This window comes from Duganella sp. CY15W (assembly GCF_009857555.1).
Lineage (GTDB): Bacteria > Pseudomonadota > Gammaproteobacteria > Burkholderiales > Burkholderiaceae_D > Rugamonas > Rugamonas sacchari.
Map to the genome: position 1 here is coordinate 135,039 of NZ_WWCQ01000007.1, position 21,740 is coordinate 156,778.

The window sequence follows — 21,740 nt, forward strand, 5'->3', positions numbered from 1 at the left end:
GGGGGAAGACGCATAGTGTTGAACTTCTTGTCAGATAACACGGCCATCGCCACGCTGCTGGTGCTGACGGTGCTCGTCATGCTGTTGTTCGCCATTGTGATCTGGGCGGCGATGAAGGGCGCGGAGCAGGCCGACAAGCCGGCTGCATTGCAGCCGCGCCTGATCAGTGCCGATTCGCTCAAGCAGTCGTTCCGCGTGGCGGTGGAACTGATCGAGAATAATATCGCGGCACGCTCGGAGCGCTATAACCTGCCATGGACGCTGGTGCTGAACGAGGGCACGGCCGGGCGTGAGCTGCCGCTGCTGCAATCAGGGCTGCAAAGCGCGCTGAGTACGGACAGCTCGCTGACTGCGGGCGCACAGGGCATCAGCTGGAACTTCTTCGACCAGGGCGTTGCGGTGCAGCTGCAAGCCGACTATCTTGGCTCGCCGGACCCGGATGCCGCCAACGCCAACAACACCTGGGACGATTTCCTGGGCCTGTGCCGCAACTACCGGCCCGACCGTCCTTTCGACTCGATCGTGCTGGCGATACCGGCGGCCCTGTTCCTCAACGCGGACGGCGCCGGACAGCTTGACCTGGCGGCACGCGCCAAAACCATCCATCGCCGTTTGTGGCTGGCGCAGAACCGTCTGGCATTGCGCTTCCCGATTTATATTGCGATCACCGATTGCGAAGTCATTCCGGGCTTTGCGCGTTTTGCCGCAGCGTTGCCGGAGCCACTACGCCGCTCGATGCTGGGCTGGTCGTCGCCGCATGAACTGAGCGCGCCGTTCCAGCTGCAGTGGATGGACACGGCGATGAACGAGATCGGCCGCACGCTGTCCGACAGCTGCGCCGAACTGTGTGCGCTGGAGCCTGCGGGTTCGGACAGCAGCGAATACTTCCTGCTGCCGAATCAGATCGAGCGCCTGCGCAACGGGCTGAAGATCTTTGCCGAAGAACTGATGCGCCCGAGCGCGTATCACGAACCCTTCCTGCTGCGAGGCGTTTATCTGACAGGCGATTGCAGCGACGAGGCAGCGCTGCTTGGCGATGGCCACGCGCCTGCCGATTTGGCGCTGGGCACGCCGGCGGTTGATGCCCCGCCACCGGTCGAGCCAGTGGCGGATGGCGAAGCGCCACCGCCGGCATGGCTGCCGGGGCAGGGCAGCGCCGTGCCGGCCTTCCTGCGCGATATCTTTGAACGCAAGATCTTTGCCGAAGTAGGGCTGGTGCGCGCGTCGTCGGTGCATCGCATGCGTCGTCCGGCCATGAATCGCCTCGCGCGCTGGACTGCGATTGGCATTCCAGTGATCTGGGTACTGGGCCTGACCTATGCCACCTTCGACCTGCATCGCTTGAGTAGCGACGTCCGGATCTACCTGGAAAAGCTGGACCGCGATTCGCGCGCCAGCCTGCAAGCCAGTAGCCAGAGTGTGATCGATCCTGCGCAAAGCCGCCAGCGGGCGATGGAGGCATTGCAGTACATTGAATTGATGGGCAATGCACGCTTGCGCTATTTGGCCATGCCTGGATCGTGGCCTTGGTTCGACGACCTGCATCAGCGGGTGCAGCGGCGCATGGAGAAGGGCTTTGCCGATAACGCTTTCGATCCGCTACGCCGCTCGGCCTATGCGCGCATGAGCGAATTGACCGGCGTGCCGATCGACCCGGTATCGGGCAGCCTGATTATCGGCGGCCGCTGTACATTGCCGGCACGCTGGAACGAAATGACCGCTGGCGCCAACAACGCTTTAAATATTGAGAACCTGCCGGAGTTCTCGGCACTGCTGCAATACACCTCCCGTATCGAACAGATGGACCAGGTGCTGCAAGCGATGATGCGCCTGAAGTCACCGAATTCCGGCCCTGCCTCAGGTGAGGATCTGGCGCTGGTGGTGCGAACCCTGCTGGGCGCTGAATTGAACGGCAATCCGGACCGCACGGCGCAGCTGTTCCGCCAGGTGGCCAAGGAGGTGCAATCGCTGACGATAGAGCCGTTGCAGGAAGCGGCCAGTTGCTCTTACAAGCTGGCGGTGCGCGCCACGGCAAAGCGCCTGTATGTCAACAATGGCTTGCTGAAGGCGGAGCAGACTATCTCGGAGAGTTCCAACGCGTTGTATGAAGCCGATCCGCGTGCGGATGCCAGTACCACGGTCGCTATCTGGCAGGCGCTGCGCACTGCGCTGCGCGCGCAGGAGCTGTACCTGGTGGCCGGCAAGGGCGGCTGGATGCACCGCGCCACGCTGGACCTGGGGCCAGCCTGGGATAACCTGATGCAGAAGACGCAAAGCATTTCTCTGCTCGGGACACCGATCGTTGACGATGCGCGCAAGCAGATGGATGAAGGCTTTACGCAGTTTATCTCGGCGTGGGATGCGACGCTGTCGGCCGACAGCCATTCGCAGGGGCTGAGCTCGGGCCTGGAATACTCGGAGGCGAATTCCTCCTGGGCTTTTGCGGTGGACCGCAAGGCGCTGTCGGATGCGCTGCAAAGTTTGTTGACGCAGCCTTTCATGAAGTTCAATCACCTGAGCCGTTTGCCCGAGGTGCCGCCCGGTTCCACCGTTGCCTGGGATGGCGCGCGGCTGGATCAGGTGCAGGCGCTGGCCGACGCGCGCAAGCGTGTGCAGACCGACTTCCTGCCGAAGTTCCCCGCCAATCTGCAGGCGCCGGCGGCCCGCCTGGCGGATGCGGCACTCGGCGAAACGGCGCGCGACCAGCTGTCGCAGGCATACATGGTGTCGGCGCGCGAGGTTCAGGCGCCGGTGACGGAAGCCGATCGCGCCCGCGTGCTGCGCATCCGTTCCTGGCTGCAGGAGATCGGCGCACTGGCGGTGGCGGACAATCTGTCTGCCGTGATGAGCCGCGATGCCTTGTCGCGTTTGCAGATGCTGGATGAAACGCTGACGCGCGCGGAAGTGTTCGTGCCGCGCGACCGCTCCTTCCGTTCGTGGAATGGCGAGAAGGCGCCGCTGCTGGATGCTTTTGGCGCCGGCGATGCTGGCGCGCTGGCGGGCTATGTGGCGCAGCAGCAGGCCTTTATCGAAGCGACCGGCAAGGATGCGGAAGCGCTGCTGCTGCAACTGGGCGGCTCGGCGGCTGGCAATCCCCTGGTCGGCAAGTGGCAGGCGACCGTGTCGGACCTGAACCGCTACAAGCTCAAAAGCCCGACCAGCAGCCTGACCGCACTGGAGAATTTTGTGCTGGTCGGTGCGGCCGATATCGACATCAACAACTGCCTGGACAAGCTGTCGGCACGCGCTGCGCAGCGCCGGGCCAGCGATATCTTCTCCGAGCGCATGCAGGGTTTGCAGGGCGGTTTGTATTCGCGTTGCCGTGAGCTGATGCAGACCGGCTACCAGGATGCGTGGACGCGCTTTGCCGATGCCTTCAACAGTGAACTGGCCAACCGCGCGCCGTTCCGTGCGCTGTCGCCGGATGGCGTGAAAACAGTCGATAAGGTTCCCGCCGACGTCGAGGAGGTGGGCGCGGTGCTCAAGCTGTTCGACCGCGTGCATACGCTGGCGCTGGCGTCGGACCGCGATCCCAGCCGGCCTTCCGCAGCCAGCACGGTGCGCAAGATGGACGATCAGATGCAGAAGGTGCGTGATTTCCTGGCGCCGCTATATCCCAGCGAAGAAGGGCAGCCGGTCGGCTTTGACGTGCTGGCGGAATTCCGCGCCAATACGGCGACGGAAAGTGAGGGCAACAAGATCATCGACTGGGCGCTGACCGTGGGCAGCCATACCTTGCGTCAGCGCGACGCCGCCAAAGCGCTGCGCTGGGAGCCGGGTTTGCCGGTGATGCTGACGCTGCGATTTGCGCAGGACGGTCCCGTGGTGCCGAAGTCCGAGGGTGGTCATGCGGGCATGTCGGTGGAGGAGCGGACCGTCAGCTACAGCTTTGATGACCCGTGGGCGCTGTTCAGCTTTGTGGCGGCGTATCGTGAATCGGAGGGCGCACCAGCTTCCGGCTCGCGCTCGCAGTTGCTGAAGTTTGAGTTCCCGCTGACGGTGGTCGGCGACGGCAAGATCGCGGCGCGCGATGCGCGTGCGCGCGTCTACGTGCGCCTGACGGTCAGCGCCGCCGGCAAGCGCGCGCCGCTGGTGTGGCCGCCGGCGTTCCCGGTCAAAGCACCTGCCTGGTGACGGTGATGGCCCCTGTATCCGCATTGACGCGCATTGCCGTTTTCGGCAGCTTCCACCGGGGCTTCCAGGTGCTGGGGGAGTTGTTGAGCGGGCCGTTGTCGCAACGCGTGCAGGTGGTGGGCGTCGCCACCGACGACGCCAGCGCCGACTTTATCAGCCGTGGACGCCGCGTGTGGTCGTATCCGCACACGGACAGCGAAGCGCTGATGGTGGAGCGGCTGGCGCAATCGCGCGGACTCAGTGTGTACAAGGGCCGGGTCAAGTCCGAGGCGTTCTATCAGCTATACGAACAGCAATGGCGGCCGGATATCTGCATTGCCGCCACGTTCGGGCAGCGCATCGACGCGCGCCTGTTTGCCTTGCCGCGTATGGGCTTCTTCAATCTGCATCCGTGCATCGACGATGGCTGGCCGTCGCGCTATGCGGGACCGAATCCATTCCAGGCGTTGATGGACAATGGCGCCGATCATGTGGTGATCGCCCTGCATGAAGTGGACGACGGTTTTGATACCGGCCGGCTGGTGGCGCTGTCGGACAAGGTTTATATTCCGCCCGGCGCGTCGGTGGTGGACCTGCACAAACTGACGTCGCCGCTGGCGGCCAAGTTTTTTGCACGTGAACTCGGCAAGATGCTACCGTAGGCCATGGCGACGATCAAAAGCAATCTGCGCAATCTGGTCGACAAGGCGCGTTCGCTCATTACTGAAGATAAGAGTTTGGAAAATCCAACAGCCCCCATGAATGGACCTAGCCTACCGATACCGCAGTCTCTGATGAACGTCGAACATCTGCGTGAGCTGGAGCTGTTGCAGCAGCCGATTACCGAGGGCCAGCCCTGCGGCATCGCGCTGCGTTACGATCCGGTGTTTACCGAGATCCGGCTGGCGCGCGAGGAAGACGACCCCAGTCTGCCGATGGGGCAGTGGGAGCGTCCGCTGAAAAAGGCCGACTGGGCGCTGATTGAAACGCGCTGCAAGACGGTGCTGGAGCATCGCTCCAAGGATTTGCAGATCGCGGCCTGGCTGGCGGAGGCGTGGACCCGCCAGTTTGGCGTCGATGGCCTGTACCGCGGCCTGAGCCTGATCGATGGTCTGCTGCGCCGCTACTGGGAGCCGCTGCATCCGATGGTCAGCGATGGCGACGCCGATGCCCGCATTGCACCGCTGGAGTGGATGAACGCATCGTTCGCCATGATGATACGGCTGCATGTGCCGCTGTTGAGGATCCACACGCGCAAGCCACCGGTGCTGACGCTGGTGGACTGGGACCGCATGACGGCGCGTGAGTTATCCACGAATGGCGCACATGACGATAAGGGTGAGCCGCCGATGTCGCGCACGGAGGTGATTTCATACGCACATCAGCGCCTGGGACGTGAGATGGCGCAGCGTCTGCAGGTGGTACAGCGCTGCCTGAACTGCCTGGAGACGATGCTGGCCTTCGTCGACCTGCAGCTGGGTGCCGAGTCGCCCAATCTGTCGAAACTGAAGGGGGCGCTGGTGGCAATGGAACGCGTGCTGCAGCAGCTTGCGCCCGAGCATAAAGAGGAAGAGATCATGCCCGATGAGCCGCAATCCATGGAAGCTGGTCTGAGCGCGAAGGTGGCGCCGACGGCGTTGCTGTCCGGCTGGAAGAACCGCGACGAAGCGTATGCGACGCTGGAAGCGATCGCGGATTATTTAAGCCTGGTGGAACCGCATAGCCCGACGCCGTATCTGCTGCGTCGCGCCGTCAACTGGGGCCGCATGCCGCTGCCCGAGCTGATGGCGGAAATCATCCGCGAAGAGGGCGACCTGAATCGCCTCGTGAATATGCTGGGCTTGCGTGAGTAGGCGCTTACTTGAGTTGATACACGGATGCCTGCTGATCCAGCAGCAGGTTCTCCGAGCACAGCACGTAAGTGGAAGCGCCAGCCAGACTGAGAAGCAGTGCCCCGAAGGCAAGGGGTAGATAGCGTGCCATGACCAACTCCCTGATGTATTTAGTTGAACGATCCATGCGTTCAGAATAATTCAGGGAGTGTCGAAACGGCATCAGCAAAACGTCCGACGCCGTGTAGGACAACTGCTTGTCGTATATCTTGTTGGAAATCTTATTTGGTTTTCCAAAGCGTGATCGGACCGACCGGCGCGGTATCTAGCGCATTGGCCTGTTCCAGCCACTGGGTCAGGCGTTCGGGCTGCTTGAGATGAATGCCCATGCCATCGATGGTGCCGATTTGCTCCAGGGCGCTGGCGTTGAGCTTGGCCTTGGACACCGTTGGCGCACTCATCACCATGCGATCATAGGCTTTGCGGGCCTTGTTTTCCCATTTGTGCAGGCTGGTTTCATCGAAGCGGTTGCTTTCGAAGTAGACGGTCAGCGTGCCATCCGGATTGCCAAAGCCGACGATACCGGCGCCCAGGCGGATGGCAGCGTTGCTGCCAGCGTCAAATGCGGCGGTGGGGACGAAGACGGCGGCGCGGCCGTCGGTGTCAGGACGACCTACGGGCGTGTCTTTGCCATAAGTGCTGACTTCAATAACAGGTTTATCTTGTGACATAACTTAAACAAATTCAGGGGATCAGCAGACGAGGTGTGCGGCTTTGCATGGGCATGCAAACGATTAACCATTGTAGCGCTAAACTAGTGCTGAATGGCAATAGGCTGTGCCAAAAATGTTGTAACGTTACGCGTGCGCCAGGGCATTGGGTTATAGTTATTGGAATGATAGCCAGGGGAGGATTGCATGCCATTGCACCAAGGGCTGAGCGTTTTCATTATCGACGACAATGAGATGACCCGCGGCCTGTTGCGCGTCATCATTCAGGGCGACAAATATGACGTGGTGGGCGACGCCGGCACGGCCGAGTCCGCCCGTTTGCGTTTGCGTTCGCTTCGCGCCGACATCATTTGCCTGGATGTGGTGATGCCGGATGGCGATGGCCTGGAATTGCTGGAATGGATACGGGACAAGCAGCCCAGGGCGGCGGTACTCATGGTGACCGCCAGTACCGACCGCAGCACCGTGGAACAGGCGCTGCGCAGCGGCGCCAAAGGCTATATCGTCAAACCCTTCAATCCTGGCACCGTGATGGACACGCTGGACAAGATCGCAGTCCAGATCAAAGCCCAGCGCGCGACGCGTCAAACTGGCTAGATGGCATCGGCAATGTCGCGGCCGAAACGCAAAAAGCCCAGTCAGAGACTGGGCTTTTCACTTAATTCTTTGGGGTGACTGATGGGGCTCGAACCCACGACAACAGGAATCACAATCCTGGACTCTACCAACTGAGCTACAGCCACCGCTGATTTACTACTCGCTGCCAACTAGTGCTGAACAACGAGCCAGAATTATACAAGCCGTTTTTAATTCCTGCAAATTTATATTTCGACGATGCTTAAACGTCAATCTTCTCCACCGGCGGGGTGAGACCCAGCAGGTTGGCAAAGGCTGGTGCCAGTGCGCTGACGTCGGCGGTGGTGTAGCCGTGCAGCGTGGCTGCGTCACCGCCTGCCGGACGCAGCAGTCCGGCGGCCTCCAGCAGGCGGCCGAGTTGGCGCGCTACAGCGTCGCCGGTATCGATCAGCGTGACGCCGCTGCTGGCATGGTCGCGTATCACGCGTTCAATACCGTCCTGCACGAAGGGATAGTGAGTGCAGCCGAGCACCAGCGTGTCCGCGCCTTGATCCAGCAGTGGTGTGACGTATTTATCCAGCAGGGCAGCGATGGCTGGCGTGTGCAGGTCGCCCAGTTCGATCTGGTCGACCAGGCCCACTGCCGGCTGCAGCAGGAATTCAGTCTGCGTGGCGGCGGCAATCTGCTCGCGCAGTTGCAGGAATTTTTCGCCTTTGAGCGTGCGCGCGGTCGCCAGCACACCAACCTTGCGGCTGCGCGTGATGGCCGCCGCCGGCTTCAGGCCCGGCTCAACGCCGACCACTGGCAGCTCAGGATGCTTCGCCCGCACCGCCTTGATGGCAGCCACGGTTGCAGTATTGCAGGCCACGACCAGGGCCTTCATGCCTTGCTTGAGCAGGAAGTCGGTGACGATCAGTGCGCGTGCGACGACGTAGTCTTCGGTCTTGTCACCGTACGGTGCGTGACCGGAGTCAGCAAAATAGATCAGGTGTTCGTTCGGGTACTGCGCGCGAATGTGGCGCAGTACCGAAAGCCCGCCCACGCCGGAGTCATACACACCAATTGGAGCATCGGGAGAGCGGGTCATGGGCATCAGGCAGTCACAACAGGGACGTTGAGTTGCTCGATGCGGGCCTTCCATTCTGCAGGACCGGTGTTGTGCACCGAGCTGCCTTGCGAATCCACGGCCACGGTGACTGGCATGTCGACCACGTCAAACTCGTAGATCGCTTCCATACCCATGTCGGCAAAGCCCAGCACTTTCGATTGCTTGATGGCTTTCGACACCAGGTAGGCGGAACCGCCCACTGCCATCAGGTAGGCCGACTTGTGCTTCTTGATCGACTCGATCGCAGCAGGGCCGCGCTCGGCTTTACCGATCATCGCGATCAGGCCGGTTTGTTCCAGCATCATGTCGGTGAACTTGTCCATGCGGGTGGCGGTGGTTGGGCCGGCTGGGCCGACCACTTCGTCACGCACCGGGTCGACTGGACCGACGTAGTAGATCACGCGGTTCTTGAAGTCGACTGGCAGTTCTTCGCCTTTAGCCAGCATGTCCTGGATGCGCTTGTGCGCTGCGTCGCGGCCGGTCAGCATTTTGCCGTTCAGCAGCAGGGTCTGGCCAGGCGTCCACGAAGCGACTTCTTCCTTGGTCAGCGTGTCGAGGTTGACGCGCTTGGATTTTTCGGTATCCGGCGCCCACGACACATCAGGCCAGGTCGACAGCGGTGGCGGAGTCATGTAGGCAGGACCGGAGCCATCCAGCACGAAGTGGCCGTGACGGGTGGCGGCGCAGTTCGGAATCATCGCCACTGGCTTGGAGGCCGCGTGGGTCGGGTGCATCATGATTTTTACGTCCAGCACGGTGGTCAGGCCGCCCAGGCCCTGGGCGCCGATGCCCAGTGCGTTGATCTTGTCGCACAGTTCGATACGCAGCTCTTCCAGCTTGTTCTGCGGGCCGCGCTGTTTCAGCTCGAACATGTCGATGTCTTCCATCAGCACTTCCTTGGCCATCAGCATGGCTTTCTCGGCGGTGCCGCCGATGCCGATGCCCAGCATGCCTGGCGGACACCAGCCGGCGCCCATGGTTGGCACGGTTTTCAGGACCCAGTCGATCAGCGAATCGGATGGATTCATCATGATCATCTTGGATTTGTTTTCCGAGCCACCGCCTTTGGCTGCGACCTTGACGTCAACCGTATTGCCTTCGACCAGTTCCATGTGCACCACGGCTGGCGTGTTGTCCTTGGTGTTCTTGCGGTCGAAGTGCGGGTCGGCGACGATCGACGCGCGCAGCTTGTTGTCGTCGTAGTTGTAGGCGCGGCGCACGCCTTCGTTGACGGCGTCGGTGACGGTGCCGGTGAAGCCTTCAAAGCGCACACCCATGCCGATCTTCAGGAAGACGTTGACGATGCCGGTGTCCTGGCAGATCGGACGCTTGCCCTCGGCGCACATGCGCGAGTTGGTCAGGATCTGCGCGATGGCGTCTTTTGCGGCCGGGCTTTGCTCGTGCTCGTAGGCGCGGGCCAGGTGTTCGATGTAGTCAGCCGGGTGGTAGTAGCTGATGTACTGAAGCGCGGCGGCAACGGATTCGATCAGGTCTTCTTGCTTTATGATGGTCATGATGTTCTCGCGGGGTTAGTGGGATTCGTTGTGCGTCATCGTGGTGATGCGGTCAGTGTAAGAGATGGCCAGGGCCGACAACAGGAATACGACGTGGATGCCGGTTTGCGCCAGCAGCGTCTTCTCGTCGTAGATGCTGGCGTTAATAAAGGTCTTCAGCAAATGGATCGACGAAATGCCGATGATGGCCATGGCCAGCTTGGTCTTGAGCACGGAGGCGTTCACGTGCGACAGCCATTCCGGCTGGTCCGGGTGGGTATCCAGATTCATGCGGGAGATGAAGGTCTCGTAGCCGCCAATGATGACCATGACCAGCAGGTTGGAGATCATGACCACGTCAATCAGGCCGAGCACGACCAGCATGATGGTGGTCTCATTGAGCTTGGTCGGCATCGGGGCGCCGGGTACGGCAACTGCCTGCAGGATGTGCTGTAGCGCGGCTTCGTTGCCGAGCGCGGCGCCGATCAGGTCCTTCAGCTCGACCCAGAAATGGAAGACGTAGACGCACTGCGCCAGGATCAGGCCGAGGTACAGCGGCAGTTGCAGCCAGCGGGTCATGAAGATAAAAGCAGGCAGCGGACGCAGCTTCTTTTGTGGCTCGGTCATTACGGCAAAACTCCTTGAAATGAGGCAGACTATGAAGACTGCCGACATTTTACACGTGCCGCCGGGCGACCGCATCGGCCCGCTGCGTTGAATTATTGGTAAAATTGTCGGGCTGACCATCCTCCGCCGGGGACTGGGCAGCTGTAAGGGCACAGTAAGCGATCAGCTTTATGTTGATGGCAAATGATTACTACACTGGAGACACCATGAGCAGCACTACTACCCAAGGTCCACAAGAATCCCGCGTGTTCGCGCCATCGCCGGCGTTTGCAGCGCAGGCCACCGTATCCGGCATGGATGCATACAACGCGCTCTGCGCAGAGGCGGCGGCCGACTACGAAGGCTTCTGGTCCCGTCTGGCCAAAGAACACATCGAGTGGCAGCAGCCATTCACCCGCACGCTTAACGAAGACAACGCGCCATTCTACAAATGGTTCGAAGACGGCAAGCTCAACGTCTCGTACAACTGCCTGGACCGCAATCTGCAAAACGGCAACGCCGACAAGACCGCCATCATCTTTGAAGCGGACGATGGCAAGACCACGCGCGTATCGTACAAAGAACTGCACGAAAAAGTCTGCAAATTCGCCAACGGCCTGAAAGCGCGGGGCATCAAGAAGGGCGACCGCGTCATTATCTACATGTCGATGTCGGTCGAAGGCGTGGCAGCGATGCAGGCCTGCGCGCGTATCGGCGCCACGCACTCGGTGGTGTTTGGCGGCTTCTCCGCCAAGTCGCTGCAAGAGCGCATCATCGACGCTGGCGCGGTGGCCGTGATCACCGCCGACGAGCAGCTGCGCGGCGGTAAAAACCTGCCATTGAAAGCCATCGTCGACGAAGCGCTGGCGCTGGGCGGCTGCGACACCATCAAAGACGTCATCGTCTATCAACGCACCGGTGGCAACATCGCGTTTAAAGAAGGCCGCGACCTGTGGCTGCACGATCTGGTCGAAGGCCAGCCGGCCGAGTGCGAGCCGGAGTGGGTGGAAGCCGAGCATCCGCTGTTCATCTTGTACACCTCCGGTTCTACCGGGACGCCGAAGGGCGTGCAGCACTCGAGCGGCGGCTACCTGCTGTGGGCCGCGCTGACCATGAAATGGTCGTTCGACATCAAGCCGTCCGATGTGTACTGGTGCACGGCTGACATCGGCTGGGTCACTGGTCACAGCTATATTGCCTACGGCCCGACTGCAGTGGGTGCGACGCAGGTGGTATTTGAAGGCGTGCCGACCTATCCAAACGCCGGCCGCTTCTGGGAAACCATCGCCAAGCACAAGGTCAACATCTTCTACACCGCGCCGACTGCGATCCGCTCGCTGATCAAGGCGTCGGATGTGGATACCAAGGTCCATCCGAAGAACTACGACCTGTCGTCGCTGCGTCTGCTGGGCACCGTGGGCGAGCCGATCAATCCGGAAGCGTGGATGTGGTACTACACCCAGGTCGGCGGCGAGAAATGCCCGATTGTCGATACATTCTGGCAGACCGAGACCGGCGGCCACATGATTACCCCGCTGCCAGGCGCGACGCCGATGGTGCCGGGTTCGTGCACCTTGCCGCTGCCAGGCATCATGGCAGCGATTGTGGACGAGTCGGGCCACGACGTGCCGAACGGGCAGGGCGGTATTCTGGTCGTCAAGCGTCCATGGCCGTCGATGATCCGCACTATCTGGAACAATCCGGAGCGCTTCAAGACGTCGTACTTCCCCGAAGAGCTGGGCGGCAAGATGTATCTGGCGGGTGACGGTGCGATCCGTAACAAGGACACCGGCTACTTCACCATCACTGGCCGTATCGATGACGTGCTGAACGTGTCGGGTCACCGCATGGGAACGATGGAGATTGAGTCGGCGCTGGTGGCCAATCCGCTGGTGGCAGAGGCAGCCGTGGTGGGCAAGCCGGACGATACGACCGGTGAATCGATCTGCGCGTTCGTGGTGCTGAAACAGGCGCGTCCGACGGGCGACGATGCCAAGAAGCTCGCGCTGGAGTTGCGCAACTGGGTGGCCAAGGAGATTGGTCCGATCGCCAAGCCGAAGGAGATCCGTTTCGGCGACAACCTGCCGAAGACGCGTTCGGGCAAGATCATGCGGCGGTTGCTGCGGGTGCTGGCCAAGGGCGAGACGATTACCCAGGACGTGTCGACGCTGGAAAATCCGGCAATTCTGGAGCAATTGAAAGAAGCTTCCTAATAAGTTTTGTACTCTTGGGAATCTTTGCTATAATCTGGCGCTTCCCGGATGTAGGGGAAATGCAGGAGAGGTGGATGAGTGGTTGAAGTCGCACGCCTGGAAAGCGTGTATAGGTTCATAGCCTATCGGGGGTTCGAATCCCCCTCTCTCCGCCAGGAATTTTAAAAAGCCCTTGAAATTCAAGGGCTTTTTTGTTTCTGGAGTATTTGACTATCAAATTGACTATCAAACTAGGATCTTGTTAGTCATCGTCAGTGGGAGCCCCTCTGGCCTCAGATCTCCTGGGGGGAGGACTGGCTAGGTTTTCTTTGTGTTCATGAGGATTTGAATTTATCCAAGTGAGCTGTGATGTGACTGCGAAGGCTTTCCTTGACTTGATCTATCGGAGTAGGGTTTTGATCCTCTTCAATCCCGTTCGAGTAGAGATGCCCACGCCATTCGCCGTTGAAAAAGACTCCCCCAAGTTCATATCCGGAAAAATCAGGTAAGCCGACTACCGCTCTGTATTCATCATCACTGTGTAATCTACGTTTGTCCAGTTGTGGGAAGCGAAATGGCACGATGCTCCCCATCCAAATGGCCTCATCAGGGTTTCGAAGTTTCACAAAGACGCGCCATGCACCAGGGTCGTAACCTTCAGGTTTACTGATGTGAACAACTACTCGGTCACCTAAGCGATCCAAATTCAACTTCACAAAAGAATCGACTATCTCACGCAACATGTCTGCCGGATGTTCGTTTCCAAAAGTTTTGCATATCTCCTCAAAATCTGCCTTTAGACGAGGAGAAACGCGAACACGTAAAAGTTCAGTTTTTTCCATATTTCATTCACTTTGAAGTTTAAGATAAGTCACTTTAACACAAAACACAAATCTTGGGATTTGTGTTTTGTGTTTTTTGAGTGGTGCTAGAAAATTTCAGATCTATATTTCTGAAATGAGAACAGGGAACTCTGCTGGATGCCAAAGTTGACGGCTCCTAAACGAAGACTCAGCCTCATCAACCGAGGGCATAACTCCGCAGCTTGCTGGCTGCGGAGTTATGCCCTTTTCGCTTTTCAACATCCGGTACTACGTACCGGCTCATTTCAACTATCTTTGAAGGAGTTATGATGCGACCAAACACGTCCCCTTTGGAACACCTTACAGCATTTTCCATTGTATTCGCTGCTGGATTCCTGTCAGCAGCAAGCTTCGTCGCGTACATGGAGCGAGTACGGCGCAACGCCGTACTAGACCACTACAAAAGGGTCAATGCGGAGTCGAACCTAGCAGCCGCACGATTCGCACGCCGGAGCGTGGAAGAATGACACTCTCATGCCCCCGATGTGAGTCCAACCGGATCGTTACCAAGAACTACGCGAAAAGACTGGCCTGTGTTGTTGGAACGATTGCGGGTGCAGTTCGTGGTGCAGCTGGCGCTGCCAGTGGCGCGGAGCTTGGTGCCCTTGCTGGGGCTTTTGCAGGGCCGCCTGGCGTTGTTCTAGGAGGTGTCGCAGGCGCTGTCATTGGCGCCCTAATTGGCGGTGCTGCTGGTGGCTCTGCTGGTGCTGCGCTTGGCGATATTGTCGATGAGAACATTCTCGATAATTTCCTGTGCATCGACTGCGAGTTCAGCTTTGGCAAAAAGAGCGAAGAAGTTCTAGAGCCGATTTTTTACGAAACCTGATGGCTAACCGCTGCCCCTTGGCAGCCCTATGCTGATAGTTCAAGTGGGTATCCGTCATCGGGCATACCGCTAGCAATACCATCCCCCTCATCTTATCTACCCTTCAGTCCGGATTCGGATTGAGGCGTAGCTACGCCTCAACAAAGAAAGGAAATACCTAATGGCACATTTGCTTGAAACGATGGCTTACTTGCATGAAACTCCTTGGCATGGCCTAGGAAATCAACTTAGCTCCGGACAGCCTGTCGAAGTCTGGACGCAACAAGCTGGCATGGATTGGCGCATCTGTGAATCGCCAGTTCACTTCATGACGGACGGTGCCAACGGCCCTGGCGTGATTGCGTCCTATCCTGAAAACAAAGTGCTGTTCCGCTCTGATACTCAGGTACCTCTGTCTGTTGTCAGCCAGCGCTTCCAGGTGGTGCAGCCGCGTGAAATATTGGAGTTCTACCGAGACCTCACAGAGGTCTCAGGGTTCGAGCTTGAAACTGCTGGCGTACTGAAAGGAGGCCGGAAAATCTGGGCGCTGGCTCGCACCGGCCAATCGTCAATGCTCAAGGGTAATGACGTGAGCAACGCCTACGTCCTTCTTGCCACAGCATGCGATGGCACACTGGCGACGACAGCACAATTTACGAGCATTCGCGTCGTCTGCAACAATACGCTGGCTGTGGCCTTGGGCGCCAGTAATGGAGCTATAAAGGTACGCCATAACACGGCGTTCGACGCGCAATCTGTAAAGCGCCAGCTCGGCATTTCGGTTTCAACTTGGAATTTCTTCATGTACCAAATGAAGGGGCTTAGCGAGCGGAAGGTAAAAACGCATGAGGCAATGAACTACCTTGCACGCGTCTTTTCTGATGAAACGAAAGCGGGTAGCGATAATGCGAGTGATCGCACGATGGCAAAGGTCATGACGCTCTTTGACGGGCACGGCAGAGGCGCTGAGCTGGCATCGTCAAAGGGCACTGCCTTTGGTCTGCTCAATTCCGTAACGCAGTTTATTGACCATGATCGCCGCGCACGCAGTACCGATCACCGGCTGGAATCCGCATGGTTTGGGCAAGGTGCGGCTCTGAAAGCGCGGGCATTAGATCAGGCACTTATGATGATTTCCTGAGCACGTTTTTCTTGGAGAATACTTTGCGGTGTAACTCATGGAGCGGTTTTTCGCCGCTCCATGACGACAATCGCTAAGCCTGATCCATAAGACGAGCAGTCTGGGGGTCATACGTGACATCGGTAATCGAGCCGTCCCGAATACGATGAACCGCTTCATCAATCACATTGAGTGGTACTAAGAACCACTCCTTCGGCTTCACAGGGCGACCGAAGCGATCTTCAATAGTTAAATCAAGCTGTGCGGCACCAAACAAACGATGGAAAATATTCTCCAGTCTTATACGGTTGATGTTGTGGAGCTTGTAGGTAGCAATTATTTCCACATCGGCGAGGAGATAGGTCGAGTCGTTTTCTGCGCCTGCGATGCGGGTTTCGACTCTGCCCCCAGTAACGCCGATTTTGTGGATCAGTTCACGATGTTCAGCAACGAACGGATGGCTGGACAAGCTACGCAACACATAGATCGTTCCGGTTTCAATGTCCTCTGGTTCTGAGACGCTACCAAATAGTGGACCGTCATCCTTGCGGATAAGACGGCGCCCTACAGGTGTGTCTCCGTCAGGGTAGAGTGAGCGCGAGAGTGAGCGTAGCAATAGGTTACTCTCTGTCTGGTTGTCAAAAACGACCCTCAGTCGTGGGTTTTCGCGTCCATCCTTGGTCTTAGCGCCTTCGTACATTTCGGCCACATAAGCTATCTGGCCGCTAATAATGAAGAAATCCTTTACCTCGATACTGGCGTTCTTGATAAAGGGCTTGGTCATCCAAGTGCCTGTTTTGAGGCCGGCTTCAGCTTCATCAAAGAAGGGTTTGAAGTAATCGAAATCTACGCAGGAAGTACGGTCGGCAATTTCCTCCGCTGCCTTGATTTCGACGTAAGATCGGACGTGGCGTAATATCGTAATGTCATTCTGACCGGCAGGATTATCGTCAATACCCAGCTCAGCCAGCAATGCGTCTTCATCCAAGTCATCTACGCAGGCTGCTATGCCTGCCCCAGATAGTAAGCCAGGTAAGTCCAACTCGGCGAGCAGAGTTTGCGCCTGGGGCGACCTGCGCAGTTGATCAAGACGGACAGCGCACAGCCGCTCGAATATATCGTGGCCCTCGCCATGAAGCGGGGCTCTCCCATGTGCCCGATGGAAGCGTAGGATATCTTCAAATCCTGCAATGATACGTTCCTCGGTCGTAGTGCGACTGGCAGCTTTGAGCGGGGTGGCATCTACTCCAAGCGCATCTAGCAGTTCGTCATCATTCATATCAGCCATTGCCAGACTCCCTTTGGGCGGCCTTGGCCTGCGCACGGTAACGAGCCAGCGCGGAAACACCTTCGGCCATCCGTTTTTCCCACAAGTCGGCAGAGTTGATATCGGGCAGGCGACCACGTTCGTTCTTGAACTGCAAAGCGCGTTTGGCCAGCTCACGTGCTTCATCTTCAGGGATGCTTACCTTTTTGGCGGCAATACTCGCCTGCACCTGACGCAGAGATTTTTCATCCATAGACTTCGCTAGTACCGCATAAGCGGCATCGAAGGGGTTAATGCGGTCGATCAAGTCAATGTCTAAGTCCCGCACATTGACGAACCTGCGCACACCATCAAGCAACGCTGTGCTGCCTTGGTCCGTTCCGTTGCCGTTGGTATCCGCTTGGGCCGATGCTAATTTGGCCTGCTGCGTAAGATTCATTGCGGCGACAGCATGTTGCCGAATTGCCTCTTGGTCCACTTCGCTCAAGTCCGGGTAACGTTCCCGCACTATCTTACCCATGCGTAGCTGAGTAAGTTCTTCGGGCAAGGTATTCTCCTTGTCGAACAAGCCGCGCTCTAGCACAGTTTTGTCTTGCAAAAAACTCGTAACGACTTCGTTCAAATCCTCTTTGCAAATACGTGTAGCCTCCGAGCTTTGCGGAGTGGCCAGACCGTTAATTTCAACGTGATACTGCCCGGTCTCTTGATTTACGCCGATGTTGTGCCCGCCTTCCTTGTAGCCATCCTCACCGTAATCGAAGCCTTCTTTCGGACCGGCGTTTTTTGGGGTGAATTCATATCGCGGAGCGAGTACCTGTTCCATCAACAGGCTAGCGGAAATGGCTTTCAGCATGTCGTTAACCGCTTCAGCGACTGCGGATTGTTCAGCAGCAGGCTCCGCGATCAGGTTAGTGAAGCGAGACCGCTCTTTTCCTTCGGCATCGCGGGTCGCGCGGCCAATGATCTGAACTATTTCGGTCAGACTACTTCGATAGCCAATCGTCAGCGCGTGCTCGCACCAGATCCAGTCGAAGCCTTCCTTAGCCATTCCCAGCGCAATGATTACATCGACACTATCGCGGTTGTCTTTCTGCGCGGGGTCTTTCAGCGCTGTGAGCACTTTTGAGCGCTTAGCTGGGTCGCTGTCGTCGACCAAGTCCGCTACCCTCAAGGTGCGGCCATCATGAGCCTGAATTAGATGGAAGCCAGTGACAGGATCAACGCCTTTCCATTCGCCCAAGCCGTGCATGATTTCGTTCACCTCTCGCTCTTTATCTTTCAGGCTCTCGCGGGCATTCACATTGGGGATGTGGACGATGGTTTTTAGCGCTGGGTCCAGTACCTTATTGATCGCATTAACGTAAGGGCCTGTGTAAAAGAAATAGCCAATGTCCAGCGACTTCAACCAACGATAGCCGTTGAGCTGTTCGTAATAAGTGTACGTGATCGTCTCGAACTTGGCCTCGTCCTCTGGCCCCATAACGGCCTCACTATCGCCGCGGAAATAGGAACCCGTCATGGCGATCAGATGCACCTTATCGCGAGCGATGAATGCACCCAGTTGGCTTCCCAGCTTATTATCCGGGTTGCTTGAAACATGGTGGAATTCATCGATGGCGATCAGGCGATTATCGAATGCCTGGACGCCCAACTCTTCTACTGCAAAGCGGAACGTGGCATGAGTGCAGACCAGTACCTTGTCATCACTCTCTAGGAACTTGCCCACCGCTTCCACTTTGGACTTCGCCACACGTGGCTCGTCTACCCCAGGAGCATTGCAAAGATTCCACTGCGGGGCTACATGCCAATCCCATTGAAATCCATGTTGACTCAACGGCTCATCAGCAAAGCTACCGCCGATAGAACGTTCCGGCACCACGACAATAGCCTGTTGTAAGCTCTGATTGTTGAGCTTGTCCAGTGCGATAAACATCAATGCACGGGACTTCCCTGATGCGGGTGGAGATTTAATCAGCAGATACTGCTCGCCTCTTTTGGCGTAGGCACGCTCCTGCATAGTGCGCATTCCTAACGCATTCGCCTTGTTGGATGCTCCTGTGCGAGCTGTACTGATAGATACCGATGGAACGGTATAGCGATTCGCAGCATTGCCGGTTTGTTCGATCATGCCTTCTTCCCCTTCTTTGATTTGACAGCTACTTTGGCTTTATCCCCGGTCATTTTTGTGTAAAGGTCAAACAATTTTTCTAGTCGTTCGGTGTCGTTTCTGAAGCGACGGCCAATGTAAATCCGTTCCAGCACTTCGTCGTTGCGCTCATGAGCGTGACGCAGGTTTTCTGGCATCGCTTCCGGTTCATACAGATCGGCGATGGTGGCAGGAAAATGCACCTCACGTGCCAGTAGGATTTCTTCTGCACACGTGGTTAGGTCAGCCCTGTTCTGTTCTGTTAGAAGAGGTATCGGGAAAGTGTTCCATCCAATTGTGTTTGAATATCTGAAATCGGTTTTCATTTTTCCGCAAACCGTCGCGACCCAAACAAGGTGCAAGCGAGACGCAATGAGAGCCATATTCCAAAGAGGAGCATCCAATAAGGCAAATGCGAGATTACTAACAATCGTCCCTGGTTGTGAGTACCCAACAGGCAGATAGTCGCGAGCCTCAGACGAAACGCTAGGAACAATGATCACGGCTTCCTCACCTGTTTGTCTAATCTCTCCGAATTTGTGAGATGCGTTGGCGATGGCAACGGTCGCGGCTTTGGGGCTGGCCAGCCTCATAGTTCGCGTTCCTTCAATACGTTGCCGAATTGAAGGCGTGTGCATTGCCTCTTCCAAGTTGTTTTCCGAAATCCAAAGACAATAGCGCTCCAATCCCCGAATGAATTCTGCCGATCCGAAGATGGGGTGAATAAACCTCTCGTGCTGCTCGCTGGTTAGTGCCAAAGATTCCACTTCATCTCTTGACAACAGTAGGTGTCCGCCATCGACAGGTTTGTTTCCAAAGTTCATTTCAGCTTGCCCACATAGCGGGCGTGATGCTTTTTCCACCATCACGTTGGCTCCGCCCACTAAGTAAGCGTTGATGTGTTCTACCTCTTTCACATCTACTGCGTTAGTCACGCTACTGGTGGAAGAGTACAAACGTGGAGGCGCTTTCGTTTGCGGGGATAGGCCTACGATCACAACGGTCACTCCCGCATTGTGACTGGCAAGATTTGCCCATTTGAATGAGGTATGCGCAAATACTATCTTGTTGCCTGTATTGAAAATTAGCGGCCAAAGAATTGGTACCTGCTGACCTTGGCAAATGGAATTGGTGGACACAAACGCGGTCGCAGCTTTGGTACGGGTACCGTAATCGGCCGCCTTCATAAACCAACCGGCGACATAGTCCAACGACTTCCAAGTTTTAGTGTACCTAGAAAAGATCGCTTCAAGGTCCGCCTTTTGTTCGTCGGTTTGCCAAGTCGAACCAAGGTAAGGCGGATTGCCACAGATGTAGGTCTCACCACCTTCGTTCTCGAAGTCGATTTCCGCCTGATTCAATGGAGAATTGAATAAATCATCCGTCGCCAGTCTCACCCCCATGCCTGTAGGCGGGCAAATGCTTAGCCAATCCAATCGCAGCGAGTTCCCGCAAATAATCCAGTTTTGTGCGTTCAGCGGCAGAAATTCCGCCAGGGCGTCTTTTTGTCCTCGATAGATCACGTCGCACTGAAATTCAGCAATGATCAGTGCCAGGCGAGCGATCTCTGACGGAAAGTCGCGTAGCTCAATACCCCTAAAATTAGTCAATGGGATTTCGCTACCAAGATGAGTTTCGCTTCGACGTAGATTAATTTCAGCCTCAATTTCACGCATCTGCTTGTAGGCGATGACCAAGAAATTGCCTGAGCCGCAGGCTGGATCGAATACGCGAATCCTTGCCATACGTTTGCGTAGGTTTAGAAGCTTACGTTCGTTGTCGCCAGCTTCGGCCAGTTGCGCTCGAAGATCATCCAAGAAAAGCGGGTTCAATACCTTGAGAATGTTGGGCACGCTAGTGTAGTGCATACCCAAAGCGCCGCGCTCCTCATCATCGGCTACTGCCTGAATCATGCTGCCAAAGATATCCGGATTTATTTGTTTCCAATTCAAGCCACCAGCATGCAACAGATAGGTGCGCGCCATCCGCGTAAAGTGCGGCACATCGGTATTTCCAGAGAACAGGCCGCCGTTTACGTAGGGGAAGCCATTTGTCCAGCCTGGTAACCGAGGATGGGTGTCGGCGCGCTCAGCGACTTTGACGTTCATTGCACGGAAAACAGCCTCCAGTACCTCATGCACATTGGAACCGTCTCGTTCACTCATCCGTTCCACGGTCTGGGTGAACATGCCCGTGCCGTTAAAGATATCAGTGTCTTCAGCGAAAAAACAAAAAATCAAGCGAGCCATGAAGTGGTTCATGTCGTGCCGGCGCTCGCTAGTCGCCCAGTCCGGATTCTCACTCAACAGCTCCACATACAGCTTGTTTAGACGACCGGTGGCGCGTACATCAATGGGGTCGTCTTTGATCTCCTTGATCGTGGAGATACCGGCTAAAGGTAGGAAAAAGCCGAAGTGGTTCGGAAAGTCTGGATAGTCACAGGCTCTGGTTTCCCCGCCGATTAAATCTTCAGCCTCAAGAGTCTGTCCATCAGTAGCGAGGATGAACTTTGCCTTAGCTTTCGTAGTTGCCGAACTGCTGCGCAGTGCCTTTAGGGTTTCGCCGACATAGCCAACATCGCATATGGCGATATGAATATTGTTACGCTGGAGGACGCCTCCAGGCACATCAGACGTATTGTTGTTGCCAGTACGCAGGCGCTTGATGGCGGTGTCTTTATTGCCGAAGGCGGCCAAGAATGCGAAGGGGAATTCTTCTTTGTTGAATGGCTGAAGCGCCAATTCCGATATTGCTGATTCGATTTCTACTGCATTCATGGAGCATTCTGGTTACCCAACAAGACACACCCATATCGGAATTATCATGTTGGCAATTTTTAAGAGGAAGTTTACCTGCCATCTTAGCATTCGACTGCGCGAAAAACGACC

The 21,740-nt window shown here is 57.0% G+C and carries 16 protein-coding genes and 2 tRNA genes; 8 read left to right on the forward strand and 10 right to left on the reverse strand.

What is annotated here, in order from left to right:
- The first annotated feature begins 15 nt into the window (after positions 1–15).
- The 3 genes from GTP58_RS27445 (at position 16) to tssA (ending at position 5,966) form a co-directional block, all read left to right on the forward strand.
- The gene (locus GTP58_RS27445) at positions 16–4,134 is read left to right on the forward strand and encodes a type VI secretion system protein (protein WP_373924784.1); all 4,119 of its coding nucleotides are present in this window, start codon (positions 16–18) and stop codon (positions 4,132–4,134) included.
- Between the two features lie 5 nt (positions 4,135–4,139).
- Entirely contained in the window at positions 4,140–4,775 is a 636-nt protein-coding gene (locus GTP58_RS27450) for a formyltransferase family protein (RefSeq protein WP_161080170.1), read from the forward strand.
- Between the two features lie 132 nt (positions 4,776–4,907).
- A complete protein-coding gene (gene tssA, locus GTP58_RS27455) occupies positions 4,908–5,966 on the forward strand; it encodes a type VI secretion system protein TssA (protein WP_229215774.1) in 1,059 nt (352 codons plus the stop codon).
- A 4-nt stretch (positions 5,967–5,970) separates the two neighbouring features.
- On the opposite strand, the gene GTP58_RS31670 is transcribed toward tssA, so the two are convergent.
- On the reverse strand, positions 5,971–6,096 hold the full coding sequence (locus GTP58_RS31670) for a hypothetical protein (protein ID WP_255490783.1): 126 nt from the start codon (positions 6,094–6,096) through the stop codon (positions 5,971–5,973).
- A 130-nt stretch (positions 6,097–6,226) separates the two neighbouring features.
- On the reverse strand, positions 6,227–6,676 hold the full coding sequence (locus GTP58_RS27460) for a hypothetical protein (RefSeq protein WP_072784738.1): 450 nt from the start codon (positions 6,674–6,676) through the stop codon (positions 6,227–6,229).
- 186 nt (positions 6,677–6,862) lie between these two features.
- On the opposite strand from GTP58_RS27460, the gene GTP58_RS27465 reads away from it, so the two are divergent.
- Positions 6,863–7,273, forward strand: coding sequence for a response regulator (locus GTP58_RS27465; protein ID WP_161080172.1), 411 nt, complete (start codon positions 6,863–6,865; stop codon positions 7,271–7,273).
- A 70-nt stretch (positions 7,274–7,343) separates the two neighbouring features.
- Here the strand turns inward: GTP58_RS27465 and GTP58_RS27470 are convergent.
- The 4 genes from GTP58_RS27470 to GTP58_RS27485 form a co-directional block, all read right to left on the reverse strand.
- Positions 7,344–7,419: transfer RNA gene (locus GTP58_RS27470), tRNA-His, on the reverse strand.
- 95 nt (positions 7,420–7,514) lie between these two features.
- Positions 7,515–8,345 carry a glutamate racemase gene (murI, locus tag GTP58_RS27475; protein WP_161080173.1) on the reverse strand — a complete coding sequence of 277 codons (831 nt, stop codon included), beginning with the start codon at positions 8,343–8,345 and terminating at the stop codon, positions 7,515–7,517.
- Positions 8,345–9,874 carry a fumarate hydratase gene (locus tag GTP58_RS27480; protein ID WP_161080174.1) on the reverse strand — a complete coding sequence of 510 codons (1,530 nt, stop codon included), beginning with the start codon at positions 9,872–9,874 and terminating at the stop codon, positions 8,345–8,347. The genes murI and GTP58_RS27480 overlap by 1 nt, the downstream gene beginning before the upstream one ends.
- A gap of 15 nt (positions 9,875–9,889) precedes the next feature.
- The gene (locus GTP58_RS27485) at positions 9,890–10,480 is read right to left on the reverse strand and encodes a YqhA family protein (protein WP_161080175.1); all 591 of its coding nucleotides are present in this window, start codon (positions 10,478–10,480) and stop codon (positions 9,890–9,892) included.
- Between the two features lie 206 nt (positions 10,481–10,686).
- Here GTP58_RS27485 and acs point away from each other — a divergent pair, with 206 nt between their 5' ends.
- Both acs and GTP58_RS27495 read left to right on the forward strand, forming a co-directional pair.
- On the forward strand, positions 10,687–12,672 hold the full coding sequence (acs, locus tag GTP58_RS27490) for an acetate--CoA ligase (protein WP_161080176.1): 1,986 nt from the start codon (positions 10,687–10,689) through the stop codon (positions 12,670–12,672).
- A 64-nt stretch (positions 12,673–12,736) separates the two neighbouring features.
- Positions 12,737–12,827 (forward strand) — tRNA-Ser (locus tag GTP58_RS27495).
- A 159-nt stretch (positions 12,828–12,986) separates the two neighbouring features.
- Here GTP58_RS27495 and GTP58_RS27500 read toward each other — a convergent pair.
- Positions 12,987–13,493: a hypothetical protein gene (locus GTP58_RS27500; protein WP_161080177.1), complete on the reverse strand. Its 507-nt coding sequence runs from the start codon at positions 13,491–13,493 to the stop codon at positions 12,987–12,989.
- Positions 13,494–13,977: 484 nt separating this feature from the next.
- Between GTP58_RS27500 and GTP58_RS27505 the strand changes: the two genes are divergently transcribed.
- Together GTP58_RS27505 and GTP58_RS27510 are read left to right on the forward strand one after the other, a co-directional pair.
- The gene (locus GTP58_RS27505; protein ID WP_161080178.1) at positions 13,978–14,340 is read left to right on the forward strand and encodes a hypothetical protein; all 363 of its coding nucleotides are present in this window, start codon (positions 13,978–13,980) and stop codon (positions 14,338–14,340) included.
- A gap of 160 nt (positions 14,341–14,500) precedes the next feature.
- Complete coding sequence (locus GTP58_RS27510; RefSeq protein ID WP_161080179.1) at positions 14,501–15,460, forward strand: DUF932 domain-containing protein; 960 nt, start codon at positions 14,501–14,503, stop codon at positions 15,458–15,460.
- A 73-nt stretch (positions 15,461–15,533) separates the two neighbouring features.
- On the opposite strand, the gene GTP58_RS27515 is transcribed toward GTP58_RS27510, so the two are convergent.
- From GTP58_RS27515 to GTP58_RS27525, 3 genes are read right to left on the reverse strand one after another with little or no spacing between them, the layout of a single operon-like run.
- Entirely contained in the window at positions 15,534–16,727 is a 1,194-nt protein-coding gene (locus GTP58_RS27515; RefSeq protein WP_161080180.1) for a GIY-YIG nuclease family protein, read from the reverse strand.
- Positions 16,720–18,834, reverse strand: a complete 2,115-nt coding sequence (locus tag GTP58_RS27520; RefSeq protein WP_161080181.1) for a DEAD/DEAH box helicase — start codon at positions 18,832–18,834, stop codon at positions 16,720–16,722. The genes GTP58_RS27515 and GTP58_RS27520 overlap by 8 nt, the downstream gene beginning before the upstream one ends.
- Positions 18,831–21,629 carry a class I SAM-dependent DNA methyltransferase gene (locus tag GTP58_RS27525; protein ID WP_161080182.1) on the reverse strand — a complete coding sequence of 933 codons (2,799 nt, stop codon included), beginning with the start codon at positions 21,627–21,629 and terminating at the stop codon, positions 18,831–18,833. Before GTP58_RS27525 ends, GTP58_RS27520 begins: the two co-directional genes overlap by 4 nt.
- Positions 21,630–21,740 lie beyond the last annotated feature (111 nt).

What these genes read in the sequence shown, in the direction of transcription:
- GTP58_RS27450 (WP_161080170.1), top strand. Translation starts at nt 4,140, where the DNA reads ATGGCCCCTGTATCCGCATTGACGCGCATTGCCGTTTTCGGCAGCTTC.
- tssA (WP_229215774.1), top strand. Translation starts at nt 4,908, where the DNA reads ATGAACGTCGAACATCTGCGTGAGCTGGAGCTGTTGCAGCAGCCGATT.
- GTP58_RS31670 (WP_255490783.1), bottom strand. Translation starts at nt 6,096, where the DNA reads ATGGCACGCTATCTACCCCTTGCCTTCGGGGCACTGCTTCTCAGTCTG.
- GTP58_RS27460 (WP_072784738.1), bottom strand. Translation starts at nt 6,676, where the DNA reads ATGTCACAAGATAAACCTGTTATTGAAGTCAGCACTTATGGCAAAGAC.
- GTP58_RS27465 (WP_161080172.1), top strand. Translation starts at nt 6,863, where the DNA reads ATGCCATTGCACCAAGGGCTGAGCGTTTTCATTATCGACGACAATGAG.
- murI (WP_161080173.1), bottom strand. Translation starts at nt 8,345, where the DNA reads ATGCCCATGACCCGCTCTCCCGATGCTCCAATTGGTGTGTATGACTCC.
- GTP58_RS27480 (WP_161080174.1), bottom strand. Translation starts at nt 9,874, where the DNA reads ATGACCATCATAAAGCAAGAAGACCTGATCGAATCCGTTGCCGCCGCG.
- GTP58_RS27485 (WP_161080175.1), bottom strand. Translation starts at nt 10,480, where the DNA reads ATGACCGAGCCACAAAAGAAGCTGCGTCCGCTGCCTGCTTTTATCTTC.
- acs (WP_161080176.1), top strand. Translation starts at nt 10,687, where the DNA reads ATGAGCAGCACTACTACCCAAGGTCCACAAGAATCCCGCGTGTTCGCG.
- GTP58_RS27500 (WP_161080177.1), bottom strand. Translation starts at nt 13,493, where the DNA reads ATGGAAAAAACTGAACTTTTACGTGTTCGCGTTTCTCCTCGTCTAAAG.
- GTP58_RS27505 (WP_161080178.1), top strand. Translation starts at nt 13,978, where the DNA reads ATGACACTCTCATGCCCCCGATGTGAGTCCAACCGGATCGTTACCAAG.
- GTP58_RS27510 (WP_161080179.1), top strand. Translation starts at nt 14,501, where the DNA reads ATGGCACATTTGCTTGAAACGATGGCTTACTTGCATGAAACTCCTTGG.
- GTP58_RS27515 (WP_161080180.1), bottom strand. Translation starts at nt 16,727, where the DNA reads ATGGCTGATATGAATGATGACGAACTGCTAGATGCGCTTGGAGTAGAT.
- GTP58_RS27520 (WP_161080181.1), bottom strand. Translation starts at nt 18,834, where the DNA reads ATGATCGAACAAACCGGCAATGCTGCGAATCGCTATACCGTTCCATCG.
- GTP58_RS27525 (WP_161080182.1), bottom strand. Translation starts at nt 21,629, where the DNA reads ATGAATGCAGTAGAAATCGAATCAGCAATATCGGAATTGGCGCTTCAG.